General features: G+C 39.7%; 22 protein-coding genes and 1 tRNA gene. 21 read left to right on the top strand and 2 right to left on the bottom strand.

The features are described 5' to 3' along the window. Positions 1-68: 68 nt before the first annotated feature. Genes prmA through thiI form a run of 4 tightly spaced genes read left to right on the top strand, consistent with a single transcriptional unit; the run spans position 69 to position 4247 of the window. Positions 69-1106: a 50S ribosomal protein L11 methyltransferase gene (gene prmA, locus BM146_RS10485; protein ID WP_074888372.1), complete on the top strand. Its 1038-nt coding sequence runs from the start codon at positions 69-71 to the stop codon at positions 1104-1106. Further along, positions 1106-1858, top strand: a complete 753-nt coding sequence (locus BM146_RS10480; protein ID WP_074888369.1) for an RsmE family RNA methyltransferase — start codon at positions 1106-1108, stop codon at positions 1856-1858. Before prmA ends, BM146_RS10480 begins: the two co-directional genes overlap by 1 nt. A gap of 13 nt (positions 1859-1871) precedes the next feature. Then, complete coding sequence (locus BM146_RS10475) at positions 1872-3029, top strand: cysteine desulfurase family protein (protein WP_074888366.1); 1158 nt, start codon at positions 1872-1874, stop codon at positions 3027-3029. A gap of 15 nt (positions 3030-3044) precedes the next feature. After that, positions 3045-4247, top strand: a complete 1203-nt coding sequence (thiI, locus tag BM146_RS10470) for a tRNA uracil 4-sulfurtransferase ThiI (RefSeq protein ID WP_074888364.1) — start codon at positions 3045-3047, stop codon at positions 4245-4247. Between the two features lie 183 nt (positions 4248-4430). On the opposite strand, the gene BM146_RS10465 is transcribed toward thiI, so the two are convergent. Beyond that, on the bottom strand, positions 4431-4661 hold the full coding sequence (locus tag BM146_RS10465; protein WP_022775464.1) for an HPr family phosphocarrier protein: 231 nt from the start codon (positions 4659-4661) through the stop codon (positions 4431-4433). 92 nt (positions 4662-4753) lie between these two features. Here BM146_RS10465 and mtaB point away from each other — a divergent pair, with 92 nt between their 5' ends. From mtaB to BM146_RS10400, 13 genes are all read left to right on the top strand, one after another. After that, complete coding sequence (gene mtaB / locus BM146_RS10460; RefSeq protein ID WP_074888496.1) at positions 4754-6106, top strand: tRNA (N(6)-L-threonylcarbamoyladenosine(37)-C(2))-methylthiotransferase MtaB; 1353 nt, start codon at positions 4754-4756, stop codon at positions 6104-6106. Between the two features lie 99 nt (positions 6107-6205). Next, positions 6206-6481 carry an IreB family regulatory phosphoprotein gene (locus tag BM146_RS10455; RefSeq protein ID WP_022775461.1) on the top strand — a complete coding sequence of 92 codons (276 nt, stop codon included), beginning with the start codon at positions 6206-6208 and terminating at the stop codon, positions 6479-6481. A gap of 20 nt (positions 6482-6501) precedes the next feature. Next, on the top strand, positions 6502-6933 hold the full coding sequence (ruvX, locus tag BM146_RS10450; RefSeq protein WP_022775460.1) for a Holliday junction resolvase RuvX: 432 nt from the start codon (positions 6502-6504) through the stop codon (positions 6931-6933). Between the two features lie 2 nt (positions 6934-6935). Further along, positions 6936-7199 carry a DUF1292 domain-containing protein gene (locus tag BM146_RS10445; protein ID WP_022775458.1) on the top strand — a complete coding sequence of 88 codons (264 nt, stop codon included), beginning with the start codon at positions 6936-6938 and terminating at the stop codon, positions 7197-7199. 107 nt (positions 7200-7306) lie between these two features. Beyond that, positions 7307-8938 (top strand): ribonuclease J, encoded by a 1632-nt coding sequence (locus tag BM146_RS10440; protein ID WP_074888493.1) that lies wholly within the window; start codon positions 7307-7309, stop codon positions 8936-8938. Positions 8939-8962: 24 nt separating this feature from the next. Further along, a complete protein-coding gene (locus BM146_RS10435) occupies positions 8963-9430 on the top strand; it encodes an endolytic transglycosylase MltG (protein ID WP_074888361.1) in 468 nt (155 codons plus the stop codon). Further along, positions 9423-10064 (top strand): O-methyltransferase, encoded by a 642-nt coding sequence (locus tag BM146_RS10430; protein ID WP_074888358.1) that lies wholly within the window; start codon positions 9423-9425, stop codon positions 10062-10064. Before BM146_RS10435 ends, BM146_RS10430 begins: the two co-directional genes overlap by 8 nt. Positions 10065-10109: 45 nt before the next feature. Continuing rightward, complete coding sequence (locus BM146_RS10425) at positions 10110-11336, top strand: peptidase U32 family protein (RefSeq protein ID WP_074888354.1); 1227 nt, start codon at positions 10110-10112, stop codon at positions 11334-11336. A 129-nt stretch (positions 11337-11465) separates the two neighbouring features. Beyond that, positions 11466-13577: a glutamine synthetase III family protein gene (locus BM146_RS10420; RefSeq protein ID WP_074888351.1), complete on the top strand. Its 2112-nt coding sequence runs from the start codon at positions 11466-11468 to the stop codon at positions 13575-13577. 171 nt (positions 13578-13748) lie between these two features. After that, positions 13749-13821 (top strand) — tRNA-Gln (locus BM146_RS10415). Between the two features lie 76 nt (positions 13822-13897). Further along, on the top strand, positions 13898-14626 hold the full coding sequence (locus BM146_RS10410) for an acyl-[acyl-carrier-protein] thioesterase (protein WP_074888347.1): 729 nt from the start codon (positions 13898-13900) through the stop codon (positions 14624-14626). Between the two features lie 23 nt (positions 14627-14649). Further along, entirely contained in the window at positions 14650-15483 is an 834-nt protein-coding gene (locus BM146_RS10405; protein WP_074888344.1) for a CvfB family protein, read from the top strand. Positions 15484-15495: 12 nt separating this feature from the next. Next, positions 15496-16413, top strand: coding sequence for a CPBP family intramembrane glutamic endopeptidase (locus BM146_RS10400; RefSeq protein ID WP_074888341.1), 918 nt, complete (start codon positions 15496-15498; stop codon positions 16411-16413). Positions 16414-16470: 57 nt separating this feature from the next. Here BM146_RS10400 and BM146_RS10395 read toward each other — a convergent pair whose 3' ends face one another. Next, positions 16471-16659, bottom strand: a complete 189-nt coding sequence (locus BM146_RS10395; protein ID WP_074888338.1) for a YjfB family protein — start codon at positions 16657-16659, stop codon at positions 16471-16473. A 251-nt stretch (positions 16660-16910) separates the two neighbouring features. On the opposite strand from BM146_RS10395, the gene BM146_RS10390 reads away from it, so the two are divergent. The 4 genes from BM146_RS10390 to BM146_RS10375 are packed head-to-tail and all read left to right on the top strand — an operon-like array spanning position 16911 to position 20915. Beyond that, the gene (locus tag BM146_RS10390) at positions 16911-17993 is read left to right on the top strand and encodes a PucR family transcriptional regulator (RefSeq protein WP_074888490.1); all 1083 of its coding nucleotides are present in this window, start codon (positions 16911-16913) and stop codon (positions 17991-17993) included. A 48-nt stretch (positions 17994-18041) separates the two neighbouring features. After that, positions 18042-18782, top strand: coding sequence for a cell division ATP-binding protein FtsE (gene ftsE / locus BM146_RS10385; protein ID WP_074888336.1), 741 nt, complete (start codon positions 18042-18044; stop codon positions 18780-18782). Then, positions 18772-19668, top strand: coding sequence for a permease-like cell division protein FtsX (ftsX, locus tag BM146_RS10380; RefSeq protein ID WP_074888333.1), 897 nt, complete (start codon positions 18772-18774; stop codon positions 19666-19668). Before ftsE ends, ftsX begins: the two co-directional genes overlap by 11 nt. A gap of 32 nt (positions 19669-19700) precedes the next feature. Beyond that, entirely contained in the window at positions 19701-20915 is a 1215-nt protein-coding gene (locus BM146_RS10375; protein WP_074888329.1) for a murein hydrolase activator EnvC family protein, read from the top strand. Positions 20916-20938: the final 23 nt, after the last annotated feature.

Raw genomic sequence — 20938 nt, 5'->3', positions numbered from 1 at the left:
GCGTGAAGCGGAAGTAAAATCTGCTTCACGTTTTTTACTGTATTTTGAATTTTTGTGGAGGTTTTTCTATGAAGTGGATGCGCTTTAGAGTTCGTACTAATGAAGAATCAGAAGATATTATAATAAGCTACCTGGAGGATATAGGACTTGAAGGGGCACAGATAGAAGATAATGCTCCACTATCAGCCGCTGATAAGGAGCAGATGTTTATTGATGCTCCTGAACTTGAGCCAGATGAGAAAGATAACGGAATCGAAGCAGGCGCAGCTTATCTGAATTTCTTTTTGGAAATAGATGATGACAATATGCTTACTGTTGAACTTCAGGATGAAAATGGTGAGTACATCAAAGTTAAGAAGACACCTGAAGAGATTGAAAGTAAAATCAAGGAACAGCTCGATGAACTTAGAACTTTTTCCGATATAGGAGATGGAACTATCTCTATATCAGTCACAGAAGATATTGACTGGATCAATAACTGGAAACAGTATTTTCATAAATTTTATATTGATGATGTTTTAGTTATTCCATCTTGGGAAAAAGAGACTACAGAAGATGACAAGAAGGCCAGCATGGTGCTTCACATAGATCCCGGTACAGCTTTTGGCACAGGTATGCATGAGACAACACAGCTTTGTATACGTATGCTCAGAAAGTATGTTACTAAAGATACAGAGCTTTTGGACGTTGGAACAGGAAGCGGAGTGTTGTCCATTCTTGCGCTTATGTTCGGAGCAAAACATGCTGTTGGAACAGATCTTGATAAGTGTGCAGTTCCTGCCGTTAAAGAGAATATGGAAAATAACGGAATCGCTGAAGACAAGTTTGAAATGATGATTGGAAATATCATTGATGACAAGTCAGTTCAGGATGCTGTTGGATATGATAAATACGATATAGTTGTTGCAAACATTTTAGCTAATGTGCTTGTTCCCCTTACCCCTGTAATACTTGGCCAGTTAAAGAAGGGTGGTATATATATTACTTCAGGCATTATCAATACCAAGGAAGAAGAGGTAAAGAAGGCACATCTTGATGCTGGACTTGAGATACTTGAGATTCATCATCAGGGAGACTGGGTTTCAATTACTTCGAGGAAAAACTGATGTATCATTTTTTTGTGGAGAGTAATCAGATTACTTCTGATTTTAAAAATGTTGAGATCACCGGAAAAGATTTTAACCATATAGCCAATGTTCTCAGGATGAAGGTTGGCGAGCAGTTCTCTGTCAGCATTCGTGGTGATGAGGATGGTAAAGAAATTTTTTATGAAATAGAGAATATAAATGACAACGGTGTCATTGGAAAGCTTTGCTTTATAGAAGAAGGTTCACAGGAACTGCCTTCAAAGATATATCTTTTTCAAGGACTTCCAAAAGTTGATAAGATGGAACTAATAATTCAGAAGGCCGTTGAACTTGGAGCTTTTGAGATAGTTCCTATGGCTACCAAGAGGTGTGTGGTAAAGCTTGATGAAAAGAAATCTCAGTCCAAGATAAAGAGATGGCAGGCTATAGCAGAGGCTGCGGCAAAACAGAGCAAAAGAGCGATAATTCCAAATGTTCATATGCCAATGACCATGAAAGAGGCAGTTCAGTACGCAAAAGATATGGATATAAAACTTATTCCATATGAAAATGCTGAGCATATGGACGAGACCAAAAAGCTCATAGAAGGAATAAAGCCGGGAGAAAATATTGCTGTATTTATCGGGCCCGAAGGCGGTTTTTCTGATGAAGAGGTCGAACTTTGTAAGGCGAATGATATAAAGCCAATCACTTTGGGAAAAAGAATTCTAAGAACAGAAACAGCAGGATTTACAATTATATCCTGGTTAATGTATCATCTTGAAGGATAATAGGACATAAAAAATGGAAGCATATTTAGATAATTCTGCAACCACGAGAGTTTACGATGAGGTGGCAGATCTGGTTGCAAAGGTAATGAAAGAAGAATATGGAAATCCCTCCAGTGTTCATCACATGGGGATGGTTTCCGGTGAGAGGCTGTCTCAGGCAAGAGATACAATTGCTGCAAGTCTTAAGGTTGATCCACAGGAAATAGTTTTTACTTCCGGTGGAACAGAGTCTGATAACCTGGCTCTTATAGGTGTGGCAAGAGCCAATAAATGGCGTGGTAATCACATTATTACAACTAAGATTGAGCATCCTGCCATACTCGAGACAATGGCTTTTCTTGAAAAAGAAGGCTTTGAAATAACATATCTTTCAGTGGACGAGACAGGAACTATTGATCTTGACGAGCTGAAAAATGCCATCAGAAAAGAGACAATACTTGTTTCAATCATGTTTGTTAACAACGAGATTGGAACACTTATGCCAATACAGAAAGCCGGAGAGCTCATAAAGAGCGTCAATAAGGACACATACTTCCACGTGGATGCGGTTCAGGCTTATGGTAAAGTTCTGATCAGACCAAGAACTATGAACATAGATCTTTTGTCTGTAAGTGGACATAAGATTCACGGACCAAAGGGAGTTGGCTTTTTATACATCAAAAAAGGAACAAAGATCGTTCCTGTATGTTATGGCGGCGGACAGCAAAAGGGAATGAGATCAGGAACTGAGAATGTTCCGGGAATTGCAGGCCTTGCTCTTGCAGCTAAGAAATGCTACGAGGATTTTGATGCAAAGATAAAGAAGCTCTATGACCTGAAGCAGTACACAGTTGATTCACTGCTTGAGCGAATCCCTGATATTAAGATCAACGGACAAAAAGTAAGTGAAGGTGCACCGCACATTATCAGTGTTTCTATAAAGGGACTTGCAGCAGAGACAGTGCTTAACATGCTCAGCAGCAAAAATATTTATGTATCTGCGGGAAGCGCCTGCACATCTAATAATCCACATGTGTCAGATACGCTCCAGGCAATAGGTCTTGAAAAAGATTTGCTTGAATCAACAATTCGTATTAGTATGTCATTTATGACTACCAAAGAAGAAATTGATTATTTTTTGGATACACTTTGTTCTCAGGTTTCTAACATGAGAAAGTTTTACAGGCATTAAAAGAAAGAGGTATTTATGCAGTATCATGCTTTTGTGATCAAGTACGCGGAAATTGGTGTTAAAGGTAAGAACAGATACGTTTTCGAGGAAGCTTTAGTTAAACAGATAAGAAGAGTTCTTTCAAAGTGCGATGGTAAATTCAATGTTACCCGTGTTGCGGGAAGAATGTATATCGACGCTCAGGATTTTGACTTCAACGAAACAGTTGACAGTTTGAAGACTGTTTTTGGTATTACAGGAATCTGTCCTGCTGTATCTATAGCAAGAGACAGTGAGAATCATCTTCCGGATGTGGATGGTGTTGCGAAGGCAGTTATAGACTTTATTGATGGAGTTTATCCTGACAAACACAAGACCTTCAAGGTGAAGGTTAGAAGAGTTGATAAGAGTTATCCTATGGATTCAATGGCTATGGCTGCAGAACTTGGAGCCAGAATTCTTGATGCCTATGATGAGATGACAGTAGATGTTCATGATCCGGAGATTCTTATAAATGTAGAACTCAGAGAAAAACTCAACATTTACTCAGAAGTAATACCCGGACCTGGTGGAATGCCTATTGGAACAGCAGGTAAAGCGATGCTTCTTTTGTCCGGAGGAATTGATTCACCTGTTGCAGGCTACATGGTTGCTAAAAGAGGTGTTGAAATTGAGGCAGTTTATTTCAATGCGCCTCCATATACAAGTGAGAAAGCTAAACAGAAGGTTGTTGATCTTGCAGGAGTTATTGCTAAGTACACAGGGAAAGTAAAACTTCATGTTATCAACTTTACTGATATTCAGATGTACATTTATGAGAAATGCCCTCACGAAGAGCTCACTATCATCATGCGCAGATACATGATGAGAATAGCTAATATGCTTGCAAATGAGTCTGGATCAATGGGACTTATCACAGGTGAGAGTATTGGTCAGGTTGCTTCACAGACAATGCAGAGCCTTATCTGCACTGGTGAAGTCGTAACAGATATTCCTGTTTACAGACCACTTATCGCTTTTGACAAACAGGATATTGTGGATATCTCCTATAAGATTGATGCATACGAGACTTCAATACTTCCTTATGAAGACTGCTGCACTATTTTTGTCGCTAAGCACCCTGTAACAAAGCCAAGAGCTGATATCATCAGAAGACACGAAGAGCTTTTGAATGAAAAAATAGATGAGCTTGTAAAAGTGGCACTTGAAACTGATGAAGTTATTGAAGTTAAGAGATAACCTTGGCAAGTGCAGGAAGAAACTTCTGCTGTACTAAGCGCGAAAAGACGTTGCTAAGTACACAGAAGTGGTTTGCACTAGCCTCGAAATGACCTCGGCAAGTGCTCTACACAAAAAGACCATCTTAAACCGAAGTTTAAGATGGTCTTGAATAAACTTTTAAATAGATCTAATCCGGAAAGATTAGATCATGTAAGGCTTCAGTACTTCGAGAACCTCATCTGCGCCGTCTTCTGCATGGATATTAAGATCGATAGGCTTTGAAAGATCAAGTGAGAAAATACCCATAATAGACTTTGCATCGATAACGTATCTTCCTGAAACGAGGTCGAAGTCATAATCGAACTTCGTAATATCGTTTACGAAAGACTTAACCTTATCGATAGAATTTAAAGAAATTTTTACGGTCTTCATTGCGCAAATACCTCCTTCTTTTCTTTATAGTAAACGCAGTAACAGCAAAAGTCAATGACTTGACAAAAACAAAATTAGAAAGAAATTTTAATATGCAAAATAACGTTAATGGATTAAGAATTGCACTTCACAATCTTGGATGTAAAGTAAATAGCTATGAAATGGATGTAATGAGTCAGAAACTCAGGGAAAATGGTGCTGAAATAGTACCTTTTGATGAAAAGGCAGAGGTCTATATTATCAATACATGCACAGTTACTAACATTGCGGACAGAAAATCAAGGCAGATGCTTCATAGAGCAAAAAAAGAAAATCCTGATGCTATAGTTGTTGCTGTAGGTTGTTATGTTGAAACAGGAATTGATGGCGTTAACAAAGATGAGTGCATTGATCTGGCAGTTGGAAACAATAAAAAATCAGAGATTGTCGATATTCTTAATGAATTTCTGGAAGCTAGAAATGATACGTATGACAAGACATTAAATGGCCACTCTATCATTGATATCAATAACACACATGAATATGAGAACATGACTCTTACGCAGATGCCTGAGCATACAAGAGCCTATATCAAGATTCAGGATGGATGCAATCAATTCTGTTCATATTGTGTAATCCCTTATGCAAGAGGAAGAGTAAGAAGCCGTGAGATGAAGGATATTCTTGCTGAAATAAAAGGCCTTGTGGTATCCGGCTGCAAGGAAGTAGTGCTGACAGGTATCCATACTAGTTCTTATGGAGTGGATTTTGGAAAGCCTCAGCTTATTGAACTTGTAGAGCAGATTGCTGATATCGCAGGCATCGAAAGAATCCGTTTAAGCTCTCTTGAGCCAAGGATCATCACCGAAGAAAATGCCAAGAGGCTTGCAGCTGTTTCTAAGCTCTGTCCACACTTCCATTTGTCACTTCAGAGTGGATGCGATTCAGTCCTTAAGCGCATGAACAGACACTACACGGCTGCAGACTTTAAAGAAAGTGTAAAGATACTCAGGCAGGTTTTTGACAGACCGGCCATTACAACTGATGTTATTGTCGGATTCCCTGGCGAGACTGAGGAAGAGTTTGAAGAGTGCAGGAAGTTTGTAACAGATATAGACTTTTATGAAATGCACGTGTTTAAGTATTCTCCCAGGAAAGGCACTGTTGCTGCAGGAATGAAGGAGCAGCTTACAGATAAAGAAAAGACTGCAAGAAGCGAAATTCTCCTCCACTTGACAAGAAAGCAGGCAGAATGTTATCGTAACATCTTTATTGGAGAAAAGCTTAGTGTTCTTTGGGAAGATGAAGAAGAGATAAAGGGAAGGCGTTACATGATAGGCCATACTGACAGATATGTGCGCGTTGCAGTTCCGGAAAATGAAATAGAAAAGTATGGGGCGCATTCAGGAGAAATAACTACAGTTTCTCCATCAGCCTTTATAAATGCGGATACATTGCTTATTTGATTTTGTTAGTGTAATATTAATAATGTGAAAGTGTCTTAATTTATTAAGACCTTTGAAAATATGAGGAATATCCTAATATTCCAAGAACGGAGAAGGTTTATGGCAGATCAGGATTTAGGAAACACCCAATTTTTTAAAGTAGAAGTTGAGCCTGAGACAGGGGTTAAGAAAGTTCTTTCTGTTGTTTATGATGCTCTCCTCGAAAAGGGATACAATCCGGTTAACCAGATTGTAGGATACATTATGTCTGGTGATCCTACTTACATTACCAGCCATAAGGGGGCAAGAAGTCTCATCATGAAGGTTGAACGTGATGAACTTGTTGAAGAAATGCTTACCGAGTATATCAAGAGTAATAATTGGGCAAGTAAATAATTTTTTATTGGAAGTAATATATGCGAATAATGGGTCTTGACTACGGTTCCAAGACTGTTGGTGTGGCGCTCAGCGATGAGCTCTTATTGACTGCAGGTGCCAAGGAGATAATCCGTAGAAAAGAAGAAAACAAATTAAGAAGAACGCTAGCGCGCATTGAGGAGCTTATAGAGGAGTTTAAGGTGGAGAAGATAGTTCTTGGACTCCCTGTTAACATGGATCAGACTCCCTCTGTGCGCTCTGAGTTGTGTCTTGAATTCAAAGACAAAATAGAGAGAAGATGTGGTATCCCTGTTATTATGTGGGATGAGAGACTTACGACTGTTGAGGCTGATGAGATAATGGATGAAGCCGGTATAAGAGGCCGTGAGCGAAAAGAGTACGTAGATATGATAGCAGCGCAGGTAATCCTTCAGGATTATCTTGATAACAGCAAAACAAATGGTGAATAATATTGGAAAAAATAATTTTTAGTCCCGATGGGGAAGAAGCAGTAGAGTTCTACTGCCTTGAACAGACAAGCCTTGGAGGCAAGACCTACCTGCTTGTAACAGATGAAGAAGATGGTGACGGAGAAGCGCTTATTTTACGCGACGACTCCGATATTAAAGATGAAGAAGCAGTTTATGTAATAGTGGACGACGATCTGGAACTGGATGCAGTTGCAGGTGTTTTTCGTAAGCTGCTTTCTGAGGATGGAATAGATCTTGATATCTAACGGGGAGCATAGTTGATAGCAGGTTCTGTTTATCCGCCAATATAAATGGAGGATTTAATTTGAGTAAAAAGAAAATTGAAAATGCGTCCAAGCTGCAAATCATTCCTATGGGTGGTCTTGAGCAGATTGGAATGAACATCACTGCCTTCAGGTATGAAGACAGTATTATTGTAGTGGATTGCGGACTGTCATTTCCTGATGATGACATGCTCGGAATCGATCTTGTGATTCCTGATATTACATATTTGCAGGAGAATATAGACAAGGTAAAAGGTTTTGTTATAACTCATGGACATGAGGATCATATCGGTGCGCTTCCTTATGTTTTACATGAGCTTAATGTTCCAATCTATGCAACACGCCTTACAATGGGAATTATTGAGCATAAGCTTGAGGAACACGGTCTCCTTAAAAAGACTAGAAGAAAAGTTGTTAAATTCGGACAATCCATAAATCTTGGACAGTTCAGAGTTGAGTTTATCAGAACCAACCATTCTATAGTTGATGCGGCTGCCCTTGCAATTTATTCACCTGCAGGAACTGTGGTTCACACAGGTGACTTCAAGGTTGACTACACACCTGTATTTGGAGATCCCATTGATCTGCAGAGATTTGCAGAGATTGGTAAAAAAGGCGTTTTGGCGCTTATGTGCGATTCAACAAACGCTGAGAGACCTGGCTTTACTGCATCAGAAAAAACTGTAGGAAGAGCTCTTGATTCTCTCTTTGAGGAACATGAGAATTCCAGGATCATAGTAGCTACCTTTGCCTCCAATGTTGACAGAGTTCAACAGATCATAAATACAGCTCACAAGTGTGGTAGAAAAGTTGTAGTTGAAGGCCGAAGTATGGTAAGCATAATTGATATTGCCCAGAAACTTGAGTGTATCAAGATTCCTGAGAATACTCTTATAGATATTGACCAGCTTAAAAATTATCCTGAAAACAAAACTGTTATCATTACTACAGGCAGCCAGGGTGAAAGTATGGCCGCTCTCAGCAGAATGGCCAGCAATCAGCACCGCAAGATAACAATAGGTAAGGGGGATACGGTTATTTTCTCATCCCACCCGATTCCCGGCAATGAGAAGGCAGTTACAAATATTATTAACGAACTTCAGATGAAAGGCGCTGATGTTATCTTTCAGGATGTTCATGTTTCAGGACATGCTTGTCAGGAAGATATAAAGCTTATTTATACACTTGTTAAGCCTAAATATGCTATTCCTGTTCATGGTGAGTACAGACACCTCATTGCTCAGAGTAATATTGCCAAGGACTTGGGAATTCCAAAGGAAAACGTATTTATCTTAACTTCAGGAGATGTGCTTGAACTTGATGAAAACAGCGCTAAAGTTAAAGGGAAAGTTCCGGTGGGAGCAATCCTTGTTGACGGACTTGGGGTTGGAGACGTAGGAAATGTAGTCCTTAGGGATAGACAGCACCTTGCAGAAGATGGTATTGTCATCGTTGTATTTGGAATCGACCAGGAAAGTGGCCAACTGACATCAGGACCGAGCATCGTTTCGAGAGGTTTTGTTTATGTCAGGGAGTCAGATAAGCTTATTGATGATGCTACAGATCTCGTATATGACGAGCTTATAAGTGCACTTGATAAAGGCATTTATGATTGGAATAAACTTAAAAATATTGTCAAAGATGTTTTGAGTGATTATATTTGGAAGAAGACAAAGAGAAGACCTATGATAATGCCAATTATCATGTCTACAAATGACTGATGCCTTCTAAGGGGAATGCTTTTTATGAATGCTAAAAAGATGTTTTTGGGACTGCTTGATACGATTGTTAAAGTTGTTTTCATAATATTTGTCGCAATGCTCATTGTAAAATATGCAAAGGTTGCATATGACTACGGATACCACATTTTTAATCAGACAGCGGTTTCTTCAGGGACAGGAAGAACGGTTTCGGTTACTGTTAAAGATGGCGATACATCAAAAGAAATAGGTGAAAAGCTGTTTGGGGTAGGACTTATAACGGATAAGACACTTTTCAAACTTCAGGAAATGTTTTCTGAGTACCATGGGATGGAAAAAGCAGGTACTTATGAACTTAGTACTACAATGACTCCGGAGGAAATGCTCGCTGTAATGTCCGGTGGAGAAAAGAGCGGTGAGACTTCAGCAAAAGAAGCATCTGTGGAAGAGACATCTGAGGAGGAGACTTCAGAGGCAACAGAAGAGAATTCAGAGGATGTAAACGGTGGTTGAACAGGACAGAATTAAAGCATTTATCAATTCTTTGGACAGGGGAAATGAACCCTACCTTGATGAACTTGAAATAATTGCCAAGCAGCAGGATGTACCGATTGTTCGAAAGGATACGCAGGCCCTTCTGAAATTTTTAATGGTTCAGTCAAAGCCCTTAAACATTTTGGAAGTGGGAGCTGCCACCGGTTTCTCAGCTCTTTTGATGGCTGAGTACAGCAGCCCTGAGACTAAGATTACAACAATAGAGAAATACGAAAAGAGAATACCTGTTGCCAGAGAAAACTTTATAAAGTACGACAGAGATAATAAAATCACACTTTTGGAAGGTGATGCGACAGAAATATTGAAAGCTCTCCAACCAGGGTATGATTTTATTTTTATGGATGCGGCAAAAGGCCAATATATAAATTTTTTACCGGACTGCCTGAGAATCCTTAATAAAGGAGGACTTTTGGTGTCAGATAACTGCCTTCAGGACGGAGATGTGATTGAGTCCAGATTTGCAGTGACAAGAAGGGACAGAACCATTCATGCACGAATGCGTGAGTACCTTTATGAACTAAAACACAATGATATGTTGAACACAGTTATACTTACTGTTGGAGATGGAATGACACTTTCTGTAAAACTCTAAATGAGGAGCCAACAGTAAACCCAAGTTAGTTTAGGAGAAAGAATTATGAAGAAACCAGAACTTCTTATTCCGGCAAGTAGCCTTGAAGTATTAAAAACAGCTGTTATGTTTGGCGCAGATGCTGTATACATCGGAGGCGATGCTTTTGGTCTTAGAGCAAAAGCTAAAAACTTCAGCCCTGAAGAGATGAAAGAAGGAATTGAATTTGCGCATGAACATGGCGTAAAGGTTCATGTAACAGTAAATATCCTTGCACACAACTATGATCTTGATGGTGTGGATAAGTACCTTCACGAGTTAAAAGAAATAGGACCGGATGCTCTTATAATCGCAGATCCCGGAATTTTCATGAAGGCCAGAAAAATCTGCCCTGAAATAGATATCCATGTATCTACACAGGCTAATAACACCAATTATGAGACTTATAATTTTTGGCATGATCTTGGAGCAAAGAGAGTAGTTGCCGCAAGAGAGCTTTCGCTTAGAGAGATAAAAGAGATAACAGACAGAATCCCTGAAGATTTGGAGATGGAGTGCTTTATCCATGGCGCTATGTGCATTTCATACTCAGGCAGATGTCTTTTGTCTAATTATTTCACTGGCAGAGATGCCAACAAGGGTGCATGTACACATCCATGCAGATGGAAATACGCTGTTGTTGAGGAGAAAAGACCCGGCGAGTACCTTCCTGTCTATGAAAATGAGAGAGGAACATATATCTTTAACTCAAAGGATCTGTGCATGATCGAGCATATTCCGGAGCTCATTGACGCCAGAGTTGACAGCTGTAAGATTGAAGGCCGTATGAAGACAGCCCTCTATGTTGCTACTGTTGCCAGAACCTATAGAAAAGCTATTGATGACTATTTTGAGTCAGAAGAAAAATACAGAGCTAACATGCCATGGTACCTTGATCAGATCTCAAGATGTACTTACAGACAGTTCACGACAGGCTTCTATTTTGGAAAACCAAGTGATGAAGCTCAGATTTACGATAGCAATACTTATGTTAACGAGTATATCTATCTTGGAATTGTTAACGATGTTAATGATAAGGGACTTGCCCGCATCGAGCAGAGAAACAAGTTCTCTGTCGGTGATGAGATCGAGATAATGAAACCGGATGGAACAGATGTAAAGGCCACTGTAAAGGCTATGTACACTGAAGATGGTGAGAGTGTTGATTCTTGTCCACATCCTCAGCAGATCATTGACCTTGAGCTTTCTGAAATCCCATCCAAGTACGATATTCTTAGAATTGCCAACAACTAAATATACTTTCCTGCGAGTGGCACTTATGGATTTTATGCCACTCGCAAGAAAGTATATTTTTTTGTAGCAAAAAGGAAAAGCATGTTGTAAGATATATGGCAGAAAAATTTAACCGAAGGGGATGCATTGATGAGTGATAGGGTAAATGTTGAAGAAATCTTTGGTCAGAACGTCTTTACTCTCGCAAAAATGAGAGAGAGACTTCCCAAGAATGTTTACAAGGAAGTTGTTAGTGTGACAGAACATGGTGGTGAGCTTTCGAAGGAATCTGCTGATGTTGTTGCAAATGCCATGAAAGAGTGGGCTGTTGAAAATGGCGCAACTCACTATACGCACTGGTTTCAACCGCTTACAGGAATAACTGCTGAAAAGCATGATTCATTTGTAGGAAGTGCTGATAAGGATGGAAGGATGATAACATCTTTTTCGGGAAAGGAGCTTATTAAAGGAGAGCCTGATGCTTCTTCATTCCCATCTGGAGGCCTTCGAGCTACATTCGAGGCAAGAGGATATACAACATGGGATATCACTTCTCCGGCATTCTTAAAGGAGTCAGGCGCAGGTGTTACTCTTTGCATACCTACTGCATTCTGCTCATATACAGGAGAGGCTCTTGATAAAAAGACTCCGCTTTTGAGGTCAATGGAGGCGATTAACAAGCAGGCTCTCAGAATCGTAAAACTATTCGGAAATGATACAGCTACTAAGGTCAATGTTTCAGTTGGACCGGAACAGGAATATTTCCTTGTTGACTGGGATAAGTCAATGAAACGTGAGGACCTTATCTTTACAGGAAGAACTCTCTTTGGAGCTCAGCCACCAAAGGGGCAGGAAATGGAAGACCACTACTTTGGTGTTATCAGAGAAAGAGTCGGAGAGTACATGAAGGACCTAAACGAAGAACTCTGGAAACTCGGCGTACCTGATAAGACACAACATAACGAGGTTGCACCTGGTCAGCATGAACTTGCACCAATCTATGAGACTGCCAATATCGCAGTAGATCACAATCAGATAATTATGGAAACAATGAAGCGTGTAGCAGAGCATCATCATATGAGATGTCTTTTACATGAAAAGCCATTTGCAGGGGTAAATGGATCAGGTAAGCACGACAACTGGTCACTTTGCACTGACGATGGAGTAAACCTTCTTGATCCGGGTGATACACCAAATAAAAACATTCAGTTCCTCTTTGTTTTGGCCTGCGTACTTAAGGCTGTTGACAAGCATTCTGATCTTTTGAGACAGAGCGCGTCAGACGTTGGCAATGATCACAGACTTGGTGCCAATGAGGCTCCGCCGGCTATCATTTCAGTATTCCTTGGTGAGCAGCTTGAGGATGTAGTGAGACAGCTTATTGAGACTGGTGAAGCTAAGTCAAGTAAGCGCGGCGGAAAGCTTAAGACAGGTGTTTCCACACTTCCTCAGTTCGAAAAAGATGCTACAGACAGGAATCGTACATCACCATTTGCATTTACAGGTAATAAATTCGAGTTCAGAATGGTTGGATCATCAGATTCAATGGCCAGCTCAAATACTACTCTTAATACAATCGTGGCTGAAGCTTTCTGCGAGGCGGCAGACAGGCTCGAAAAGGCTAAGAACTTCGATACAGAAGTACATGACATTATAAAAGAGTACCTTACAGAACATCAGCGCATTATCTTCAATGGTGATGGATATTCAGATGCATGGGTAAAAGAGGCTAAAAGAAGAGGACTTCCTAATATTGCATCTACTATTGAAGCTGCTGATACACTTACTACAAAGAAAGCTATTGAACTCTTTGAAAAGTTTGGAGTTTATACAAAGACAGAGCTTGAGTCAAGAAAAGAGATCATCTTTGAGACTTATGCTAAAACAATCAATATTGAGGCACTTACAATGATTGATATGGCTTCAAAGCAGATCATTCCTGCAGTTATGAAGTATGCAGGAAGACTTGCAAAGGATGTCAATGAGATCACAAATGCAGGAGTAGATGCAAAGCCTCAGATGGATGAACTCAAAGAAATCCAGGACAATCTTTCAAAGATGAAGAAAGCCCTTGATAAGCTTAAGATTTATGAAGGTAAAGCTTCTGCAATTTCAGATCAGAGAGAACTTGCATTCTTCTACAAAGATGAAGTCAGACCTATCATGGATGCACTCAGAGCACCTGCGGATGCACTTGAGATGCTTGTTGATAAAAACGATTGGCCATTCCCGACATATGCAGATCTCCTTTTTGAAGGATGATTTAGGCTGCCTGGTAACCAGCACCGTGCTGCCGGCTGTGTAAGAAAATGATTTAGGTCTCGTGAAAACCTGATAAAATATGTGATTGTGAGGTCCCTGAAAAAAATTCAAATTTTTTAAAAAAAGTACTTGCATTTTTTAGGAACCTCACGTATAATCAATACTTGTCGATGGGCTATCGCCAAGCGGTAAGGCAACGGACTCTGACTCCGTCATTACGTAGGTTCGAATCCTACTAGCCCAGTTTAGATAGTGAAGCGAGATTGGCAACAATCTCGCTTTTTTTGCATCATAAGATTTTGTTTTTTTGGAGGTGTCACATGTATACCTTTAATTCCAGGATCAGATACAGTGAAGTTGATAGGGAAGGAATTCTTACACTGGAATCTCTTATTGATTATTTTCAGGATTGCTCAACTTTTCAGACTCAGGATGGTCCGGCTTCAATGGAGTATTTAAGGAGCCTAAATCTTGCCTGGGTTCTTAACTCATGGCAGATTGAGGTAAAAAGATATCCAAAACTCTGCGAAGAAGTTGTTATAGGCACAATTCCCTATGAACTTAAAGGGGCTCTGGGGCTTAGAAATTTCTTCATGGATACAAAAGATGGTGAGAGACTTGCTGTAGCAAACTCTGTTTGGACGCTTTTTAACTTTGAAAAGAATTACCCGGCAAGAGTTACACCTGTGATAACCAATGCATATCCTTTGAGCGATAAGCTTGATATGAATTACGGGGACAGGAAAATCAAAGTGCCTGAAACAGGTCAGATTAATGCCTGCGAGGATATAGTTGTAAGAAAGCACAATCTTGATACCAATAACCATGTTAATAATGGCCAGTACATAAGGATGGCTATGGACCTTATTAAGGACAGAGCGGGGATTATCATCTCGATGAGAGCTGAATATAAAAGACAGGCCTATTTAGGAGATGTTTTAAAACCTGTTGTCATAGAAAATAAAACCAGTAATAATAGTATATATACTGTTAGTCTGAATAATACGGATGGTCAGGCGGTATGTATAGTTGAACTAATTGTTAAGTAATCGTACGATAGGACGGAGGACACATGTTAAGATTAGGAGAAAAACAGACACTTGTAGTTATAAAGAAGGTAGACTTTGGAGTTTATCTTGCAGAGGAAATGGGAAACGAAGAGAAAGTTCTTTTGCCTGGAAAACAGGTGCCTGAAGGAACAGATATCGGTTCAGAGATTGAGGTATTTATCTACAAGGATTCAGATGACAGGCTAATAGCCACTACCAATGAGCCCAGGATAATGCTGGGCGATGTCAGAAGGCTTAAGGTAAAAGACACAGGCAAGATTGGAGCGTTTATGGATTGGGGCCTTGAAAAGGACGTTCTTTTACCGTTTAAGGAGCAGACCGCCAAGGTCAAAAAAGGCGACGACGTACTCTGTGCACTTTATATCGACAAGAGCTCAAGGCTTTGCGTTACAATGAATGTTTACAGATATCTTCTGAACGAAAGCCCTTATGGCAAGGATGACAAGGTACAGGGAACTGTGTACGAACTCAGTGATAACTTTGGAGCTTTTGTGGCTGTGGATGATATTTATTCAGCTTTGATTCCCAAGAAAGAGCTTTATGGAAATATCAGGATTGGAGATAGTGTTTCAGCAAGGGTTACTTCTGTGAAGGAAGATGGAAGACTTAACTTAAGTCTCAGAGAAAAGGCATATCTTCAGATGGATACAGATGCAGAAAAGATTTTTGCCATGATAGAGGCAGCAGGTGGAAGATTGCCATTTACTGATAAGGCTTCTCCGGAACTTATCCGTGAAAAGACAAACATGAGTAAAAATGAGTTCAAAAGAGCAGTAGGACGTCTTTTGAAGGAAGAGAAAATAACAATTAAAGAAGATTCAATAGTTATCAGGTAAGGAGAAAAGGACGTGAACTATAAGAGAGCCAACAGGTCTTTTCTGTATATGATACTGGCTACGCTGGCATTTACATTGCTTATGAGCTATTGGATCATAATTACGGGAAACGGCCTTTCGATATTTGCCAATAATGCCCTCTCAGAGCTGGTGGTGCTGGTTCCGGCCATAGCAGCCATCCTCTATAGCGGTGAAAAAATTACAGAAGCAATACCTTTTAAGAAAATAAAGATATCTACCCTGTTTATGGTAGCAATCTACGTTATTACACTGTTTCCGCTAGTGTCTTTTGTAAATGCAGTATCCATGCTTTTTGTGGAGAATATGGTGAGCTCTATCAGCGATGAAGTTCTTGCTATGCCCATGTGGACAATGCTTTTATCAATTGGTATTGTTGGTCCTTTTGTTGAAGAAGTTGTATTCAGAGGCTATATTCTTCACAGTTATCAGAGAACCGGCCGCATAATTGGTTCGATTATCCTTTCATCTATTCTTTTTGGAATGATGCATTTGAACTTTAATCAATTTGCATACGGAACGGTAATGGGAATTATGTTTTGCCTTCTCGTTGAGGCGACAGGCAGTATTTGGTCATCGTTTTTTGCCCATGCCCTGTTTAATTCCATAGAAGTGATCTATATGTATGCAGTTCCGGATGTTGTAAGTGGGGCTGATGAAGTACTTGAAGACTATGGATTTGGCAATGAGAGTACATATCTGATGATTGGCATTTACTTTGTTATGGCAGTTATATTTACTGTGATCGCGCTGTGCGTTGTCTATAAGATTGCTGACATGGAAAATAGAAAGGATTTTGTTGACAGTATACACATGTACCCAAGACAGGGATATAAACTTATAACTCTGCCACTTGTTATTGCAATGGTTATAGCGGTATCCTGGATGACATTTGTTGCAGTTTTTTTGTGAAAATAATGAAACACCCTTGGTTAAAAAACCAAGGGCGTTTTTTTGATGGCTTACCTGTCAGATGCGGATGTCGATGTTTCCTCCTATATCCGGATTAACAGACAACTCTGATATGGTTTCAATTCCCTCAACCAAAGAGCTTCCTGTGTCCTCCATGACATCAAGGCTTTTTGAAAGCATGGCAACTCCCACATCTGTCAGAAGCTTGTTCTGAGAAAGAGCCATCGATAAAGCTGGAATATCCATAGGCACCTCCTGTGCGATTGCGCTCTGAAACTACATTTTGAGCACAATATACTTTATCCTGTTTTTTATATCGGCTTTTAAACTGAGATTGTTAATACCAAAAACAGAGTGGCGTTTTTGTGAGTTTTGACCATGAAAATAAAAATATATACAAAAAAGGACTATTAATTGGTGGATTTTTTTGTACATTTATATTAAAATGCTATGTATATAATTCAGTAGAGCATGAAGCTCTTCAGAAAGAGTGTGAAATGATTTCTAATCAAATTCTTCAGAATACCATTGATGGACTAAAAAACATAGCACATGTGGATCTTTTTGTGCTTGATATTGATGGCAAGGAGGTAGCATCCACAAGCAGTGACGTTGTTAATGTTTCATCTGCAGCAAGGGATTTTGTGGAGTCTCCGGCTGATTCTCAGGAAATCCAGGGATATCAGTTCTTTAAAATATACGATGAGCAGAGCCTTGAGTATATCCTTATCTGTACAGGAAGCGGCGAGAATATCTATATGCTTGGCAAAATGATTGCATATCAGATACAGACACTTCTTGTAGCTTATAAAGAAAGATTCGACAAAGATAACTTTATCAAGAACCTTCTTCTTGACAACCTCCTGTTGGTTGATATCTACAGCAGAGCCAAAAAGCTCCATATTCAGACAGATGCAAAGAGAGTTGCCATGATCATTGAATCGGTCAATGGAAGGGATAATAATGCGCTTGAGATTGCAAGGACTCATTTTGGTACAGGTACTGACTTTGTAACAGAAGTTGATGAGGACAACATCATAATCGTTAAGGATGTTACAGACATAAATAAACCCGGAGAGATTGCAAAGGCTGCCGAAGAGATGCAGGCAGGACTTGAAAAAGAAGGCCTTTCAGGCGTAAGAATTGCTTATGGAACAGTGGTAGGCGAGATCAAGGAAGTCAGCAGATCATATAAGGAAGCCAAGATGGCTCTTGATGTAGGAAAAATATTCTTTGATGAGAGAAAGGTTATCTGCTACAGCGAGCTTGGAATCGGAAGACTTATCTATCAGCTTCCTATTCCTCTTTGCAAGATGTTCATTAAAGAAATCTTTGGCGGCAAGAATCCTGACGATTTTGATCAGGAGACACTTACAACAATTGATAAATTCTTTGAGAACAGCCTGAATGTTTCCGAGACATCGAGACAGCTCTTTATTCACAGAAATACTCTTGTGTACAGACTGGATAAGCTTCAGAAGAGTACAGGATTGGATTTGCGAGTTTTTGATGATGCAATCACTTTTAAAATTGCACTTATGGTTGTAAGATACATGAAGTACATGGAAAAGTTCACTTGAGCATAAAAGTGGATTTGTGACCTAAAAGTTTTGTTTCAGGAGAATTTTATGGAAAAAGGATATAGAAAAAAAAGGGGCACCAGGCAGATACCTGATGATGAGGTAATAACCCTTGAGAATGTTACCAAGTCATATTCCACAGGCGCGCCAGCGTTAAATGGTGTTACACTTCACGTAAAAAAGGGAGAGTTCGTTTTCATCGTTGGAGACAGTGGCTCAGGAAAGTCTACTCTTATCAAACTTCTTTTGAGAGAACTTGTGCCAACAGATGGTGAGATAACGGTGCTTGGTTATAATCTAAGGAAAATCAAACATAGCAAGATTCCGAAGTTCAGACGTAATCTGGGCATTGTATTTCAGGATTTCAGACTTTTGAAAGACAGAAATGTTTACGAAAATGTTGCTTTTGCTCAGAGAATAGTTCAGACTCCTACAAGAGAGATCAAGCGAAATGTTCCATCTATTCTTGCAACAGTTAACCTTGCAGGAAAATACAAAAATAAAATAAACCAGCTGTCAGGTGGTGAACAGCAGAGAGTGGCGCTTGCAAGAGCTCTTGTAAATAAGCCTACAATTCTTTTGGCAGATGAGCCTACCGGAAACCTTGATCCTAACAATTCATGGGAAATAATGAAACTCATGGAACAGATCAATGAAAATGGCACAACAGTTATTGTGGTAACACATAACAGAGAAATAGTTAATGCCATGAAAAAGCGAGTTATAACCATGAAAAAAGGCGTCATCATAGAAGACGAGGAAGAGGGTATGTACATCGATGAGGATTAGTAGTTTCTTTTACACCATCGGACAGGGATTTAAAAATCTAGGCAGAAACAAGTGGTATACGCTTGCTTCTATAGCTACCATCAGCGCCTGCCTGTTTTTGTTCGGACTTTTTTATTCGATAATCACAAACTTTGAAAATGTCGTAAAGACAGCTGAGGAAGGCGTTTCTGTCACAGTTTTCTTCAATGAAGGAACAGCCGAGGAACAGATTCTGGCTGTGAAGTCTGATCTTGAAAAGAGACCGGAAGTTAGAGAGATTGTTTATGTATCCGCAGATGCTGCATGGGAAGAGTTCAAAGAGGATTACCTTGGCGAATATGCAGATGGATTCACGGAAAACCCGCTTGCAGACTCCGCTAACCTTCAGATATATCTTAACGATGTATCTATGCAGGGAGCATTGGTAACATATACAGAATCTATTGATGTTGTCAGAGAGGTTAACCGTTCTGAAGTTACAGCGAATACATTAAGCGGATTGAATGTGTTGATCGCATACATTTCAGCAGGTATCATAATCATATTGCTTTTGGTATCAATATTCCTTATCAGCAATACAGTTACAATGGGCATTGCGGTTAGAAAAGATGAGATCAATATCATGAAGTACATTGGCGCGACCGACTTTTTTGTTAGAGCACCATTCGTGGTAGAAGGTATCATTATCGGAATCATTGGTTCAATAATTCCGCTTGTTATTATATATTTTGTTTATACCAATGCTATTACTTACATAGCATCAAGATTTACTATGCTTTCAACTTTGCTTAACTTTCTTCCGGTGAATGTGGTATATAACAAGCTTGTACCAATAGCACTGGCAATCGGAATTGGCATTGGTTTCTTTGGTAGTTTCACAACTGTTAGAAAACACCTACATGTATAATACAAGAAGGACATCCTTTTACATTGAGTTTATTGAAAAAATCACACAAAAACAGAATAGTTAAAGGGTTCATATGTGCAGCTACAGCAATAGCTATATTTGCAGGTAGCTGCATATCTTCGTGTGCAGAAGTAACTGAAGAGAGTATCAAGGCCAAGGAAGCTCAGATCAGTGATGCCAAAAAAGAGCGTGATTCACTTAGTACTGCTAAAACCAATCTCGAAAAGATAAAAAAAGATCTGGAGAAGAGCAAGTCAGATCTGAATGCGTATATTACTGAGCTTGACGCATCTCTTACGGATATTCAGTCAAAAATAGATGCTCTTACCGATCAGATTACTGAGAAGGAAAAAGAGATAGAAGAGACCACAAGAGAGCTTGAAGAAGCTGAGAGGATACAGCAGGAGCAATATGTAGCCATGAAGAAGCGTATTAAATTCATGTACGAGCGTGGAGACACCATGTATATGGAACTACTGGTTGAATCCGGAAGCTTTGGAGATATGCTTAATAAGGCTGAATACATTGAAATGCTATCATCCTATGACAGGAAAAAACTGAACGAGTATATTGCTACGACTCAGCTTATCACTGTTACCAAGGAGGCTCTTGAGGAGGAAAAGGCAACTCTTGATCTTGCAATGGAAGAAAAAGAGAAAGAGGAAGCCAATCTGCAGGACCTTCTTGCTACAAAGAGCAATGAGCTCTCCGCAGTTAAAGCAGATATTTCTGATAAAGAAGCAGCGATTGCTGAATATGAAGCTGAGATAAAGGCTGAAAATGCGACAATTGCAGCATTGGAAAAAGAAGTTGCTGCTGATAAGGCAGCTCTTTACAGTAAGTATAAGTATGATGGGGGTGTGTTCACCTGGCCTTGTCCAAACTATACCAGAATTTCTGATAATTTTGGTATGAGAATGCACCCGACTCTGGGAATAGAGAAAATGCATAATGGTATTGATCTGGCGGCACCGGCAGGTTCAGCAATACTGGCAGCCTACAATGGTACAGTAGTAGCCGCGGATTACAATTCCTCCATGGGTAATTACATTATGATAAACCATGGCGGCGGTCTTTATACTATTTATATGCATTGTTCAAAGTTGTATGTCTCAAAAGGTACAGATGTTACTGCGGGAACGAAAATTGCAGCAGTAGGATCTACCGGAAGATCAACAGGTAATCACTTGCATTTTGGCGTACGATTAAATGGAGCATATGTCAGTCCTTGGAATTACCTGAAATAAAAGTCTCCCGGGGATAGGAGAAA

The sequence above is a fragment of the Butyrivibrio proteoclasticus genome, assembly GCF_900115735.1.
Lineage (GTDB): Bacteria > Bacillota > Clostridia > Lachnospirales > Lachnospiraceae > Butyrivibrio > Butyrivibrio proteoclasticus_B.
The sequence above is the reverse complement of the archived record's forward strand: the minus strand, read 5'-3'. Positions and strand labels throughout refer to the sequence as shown.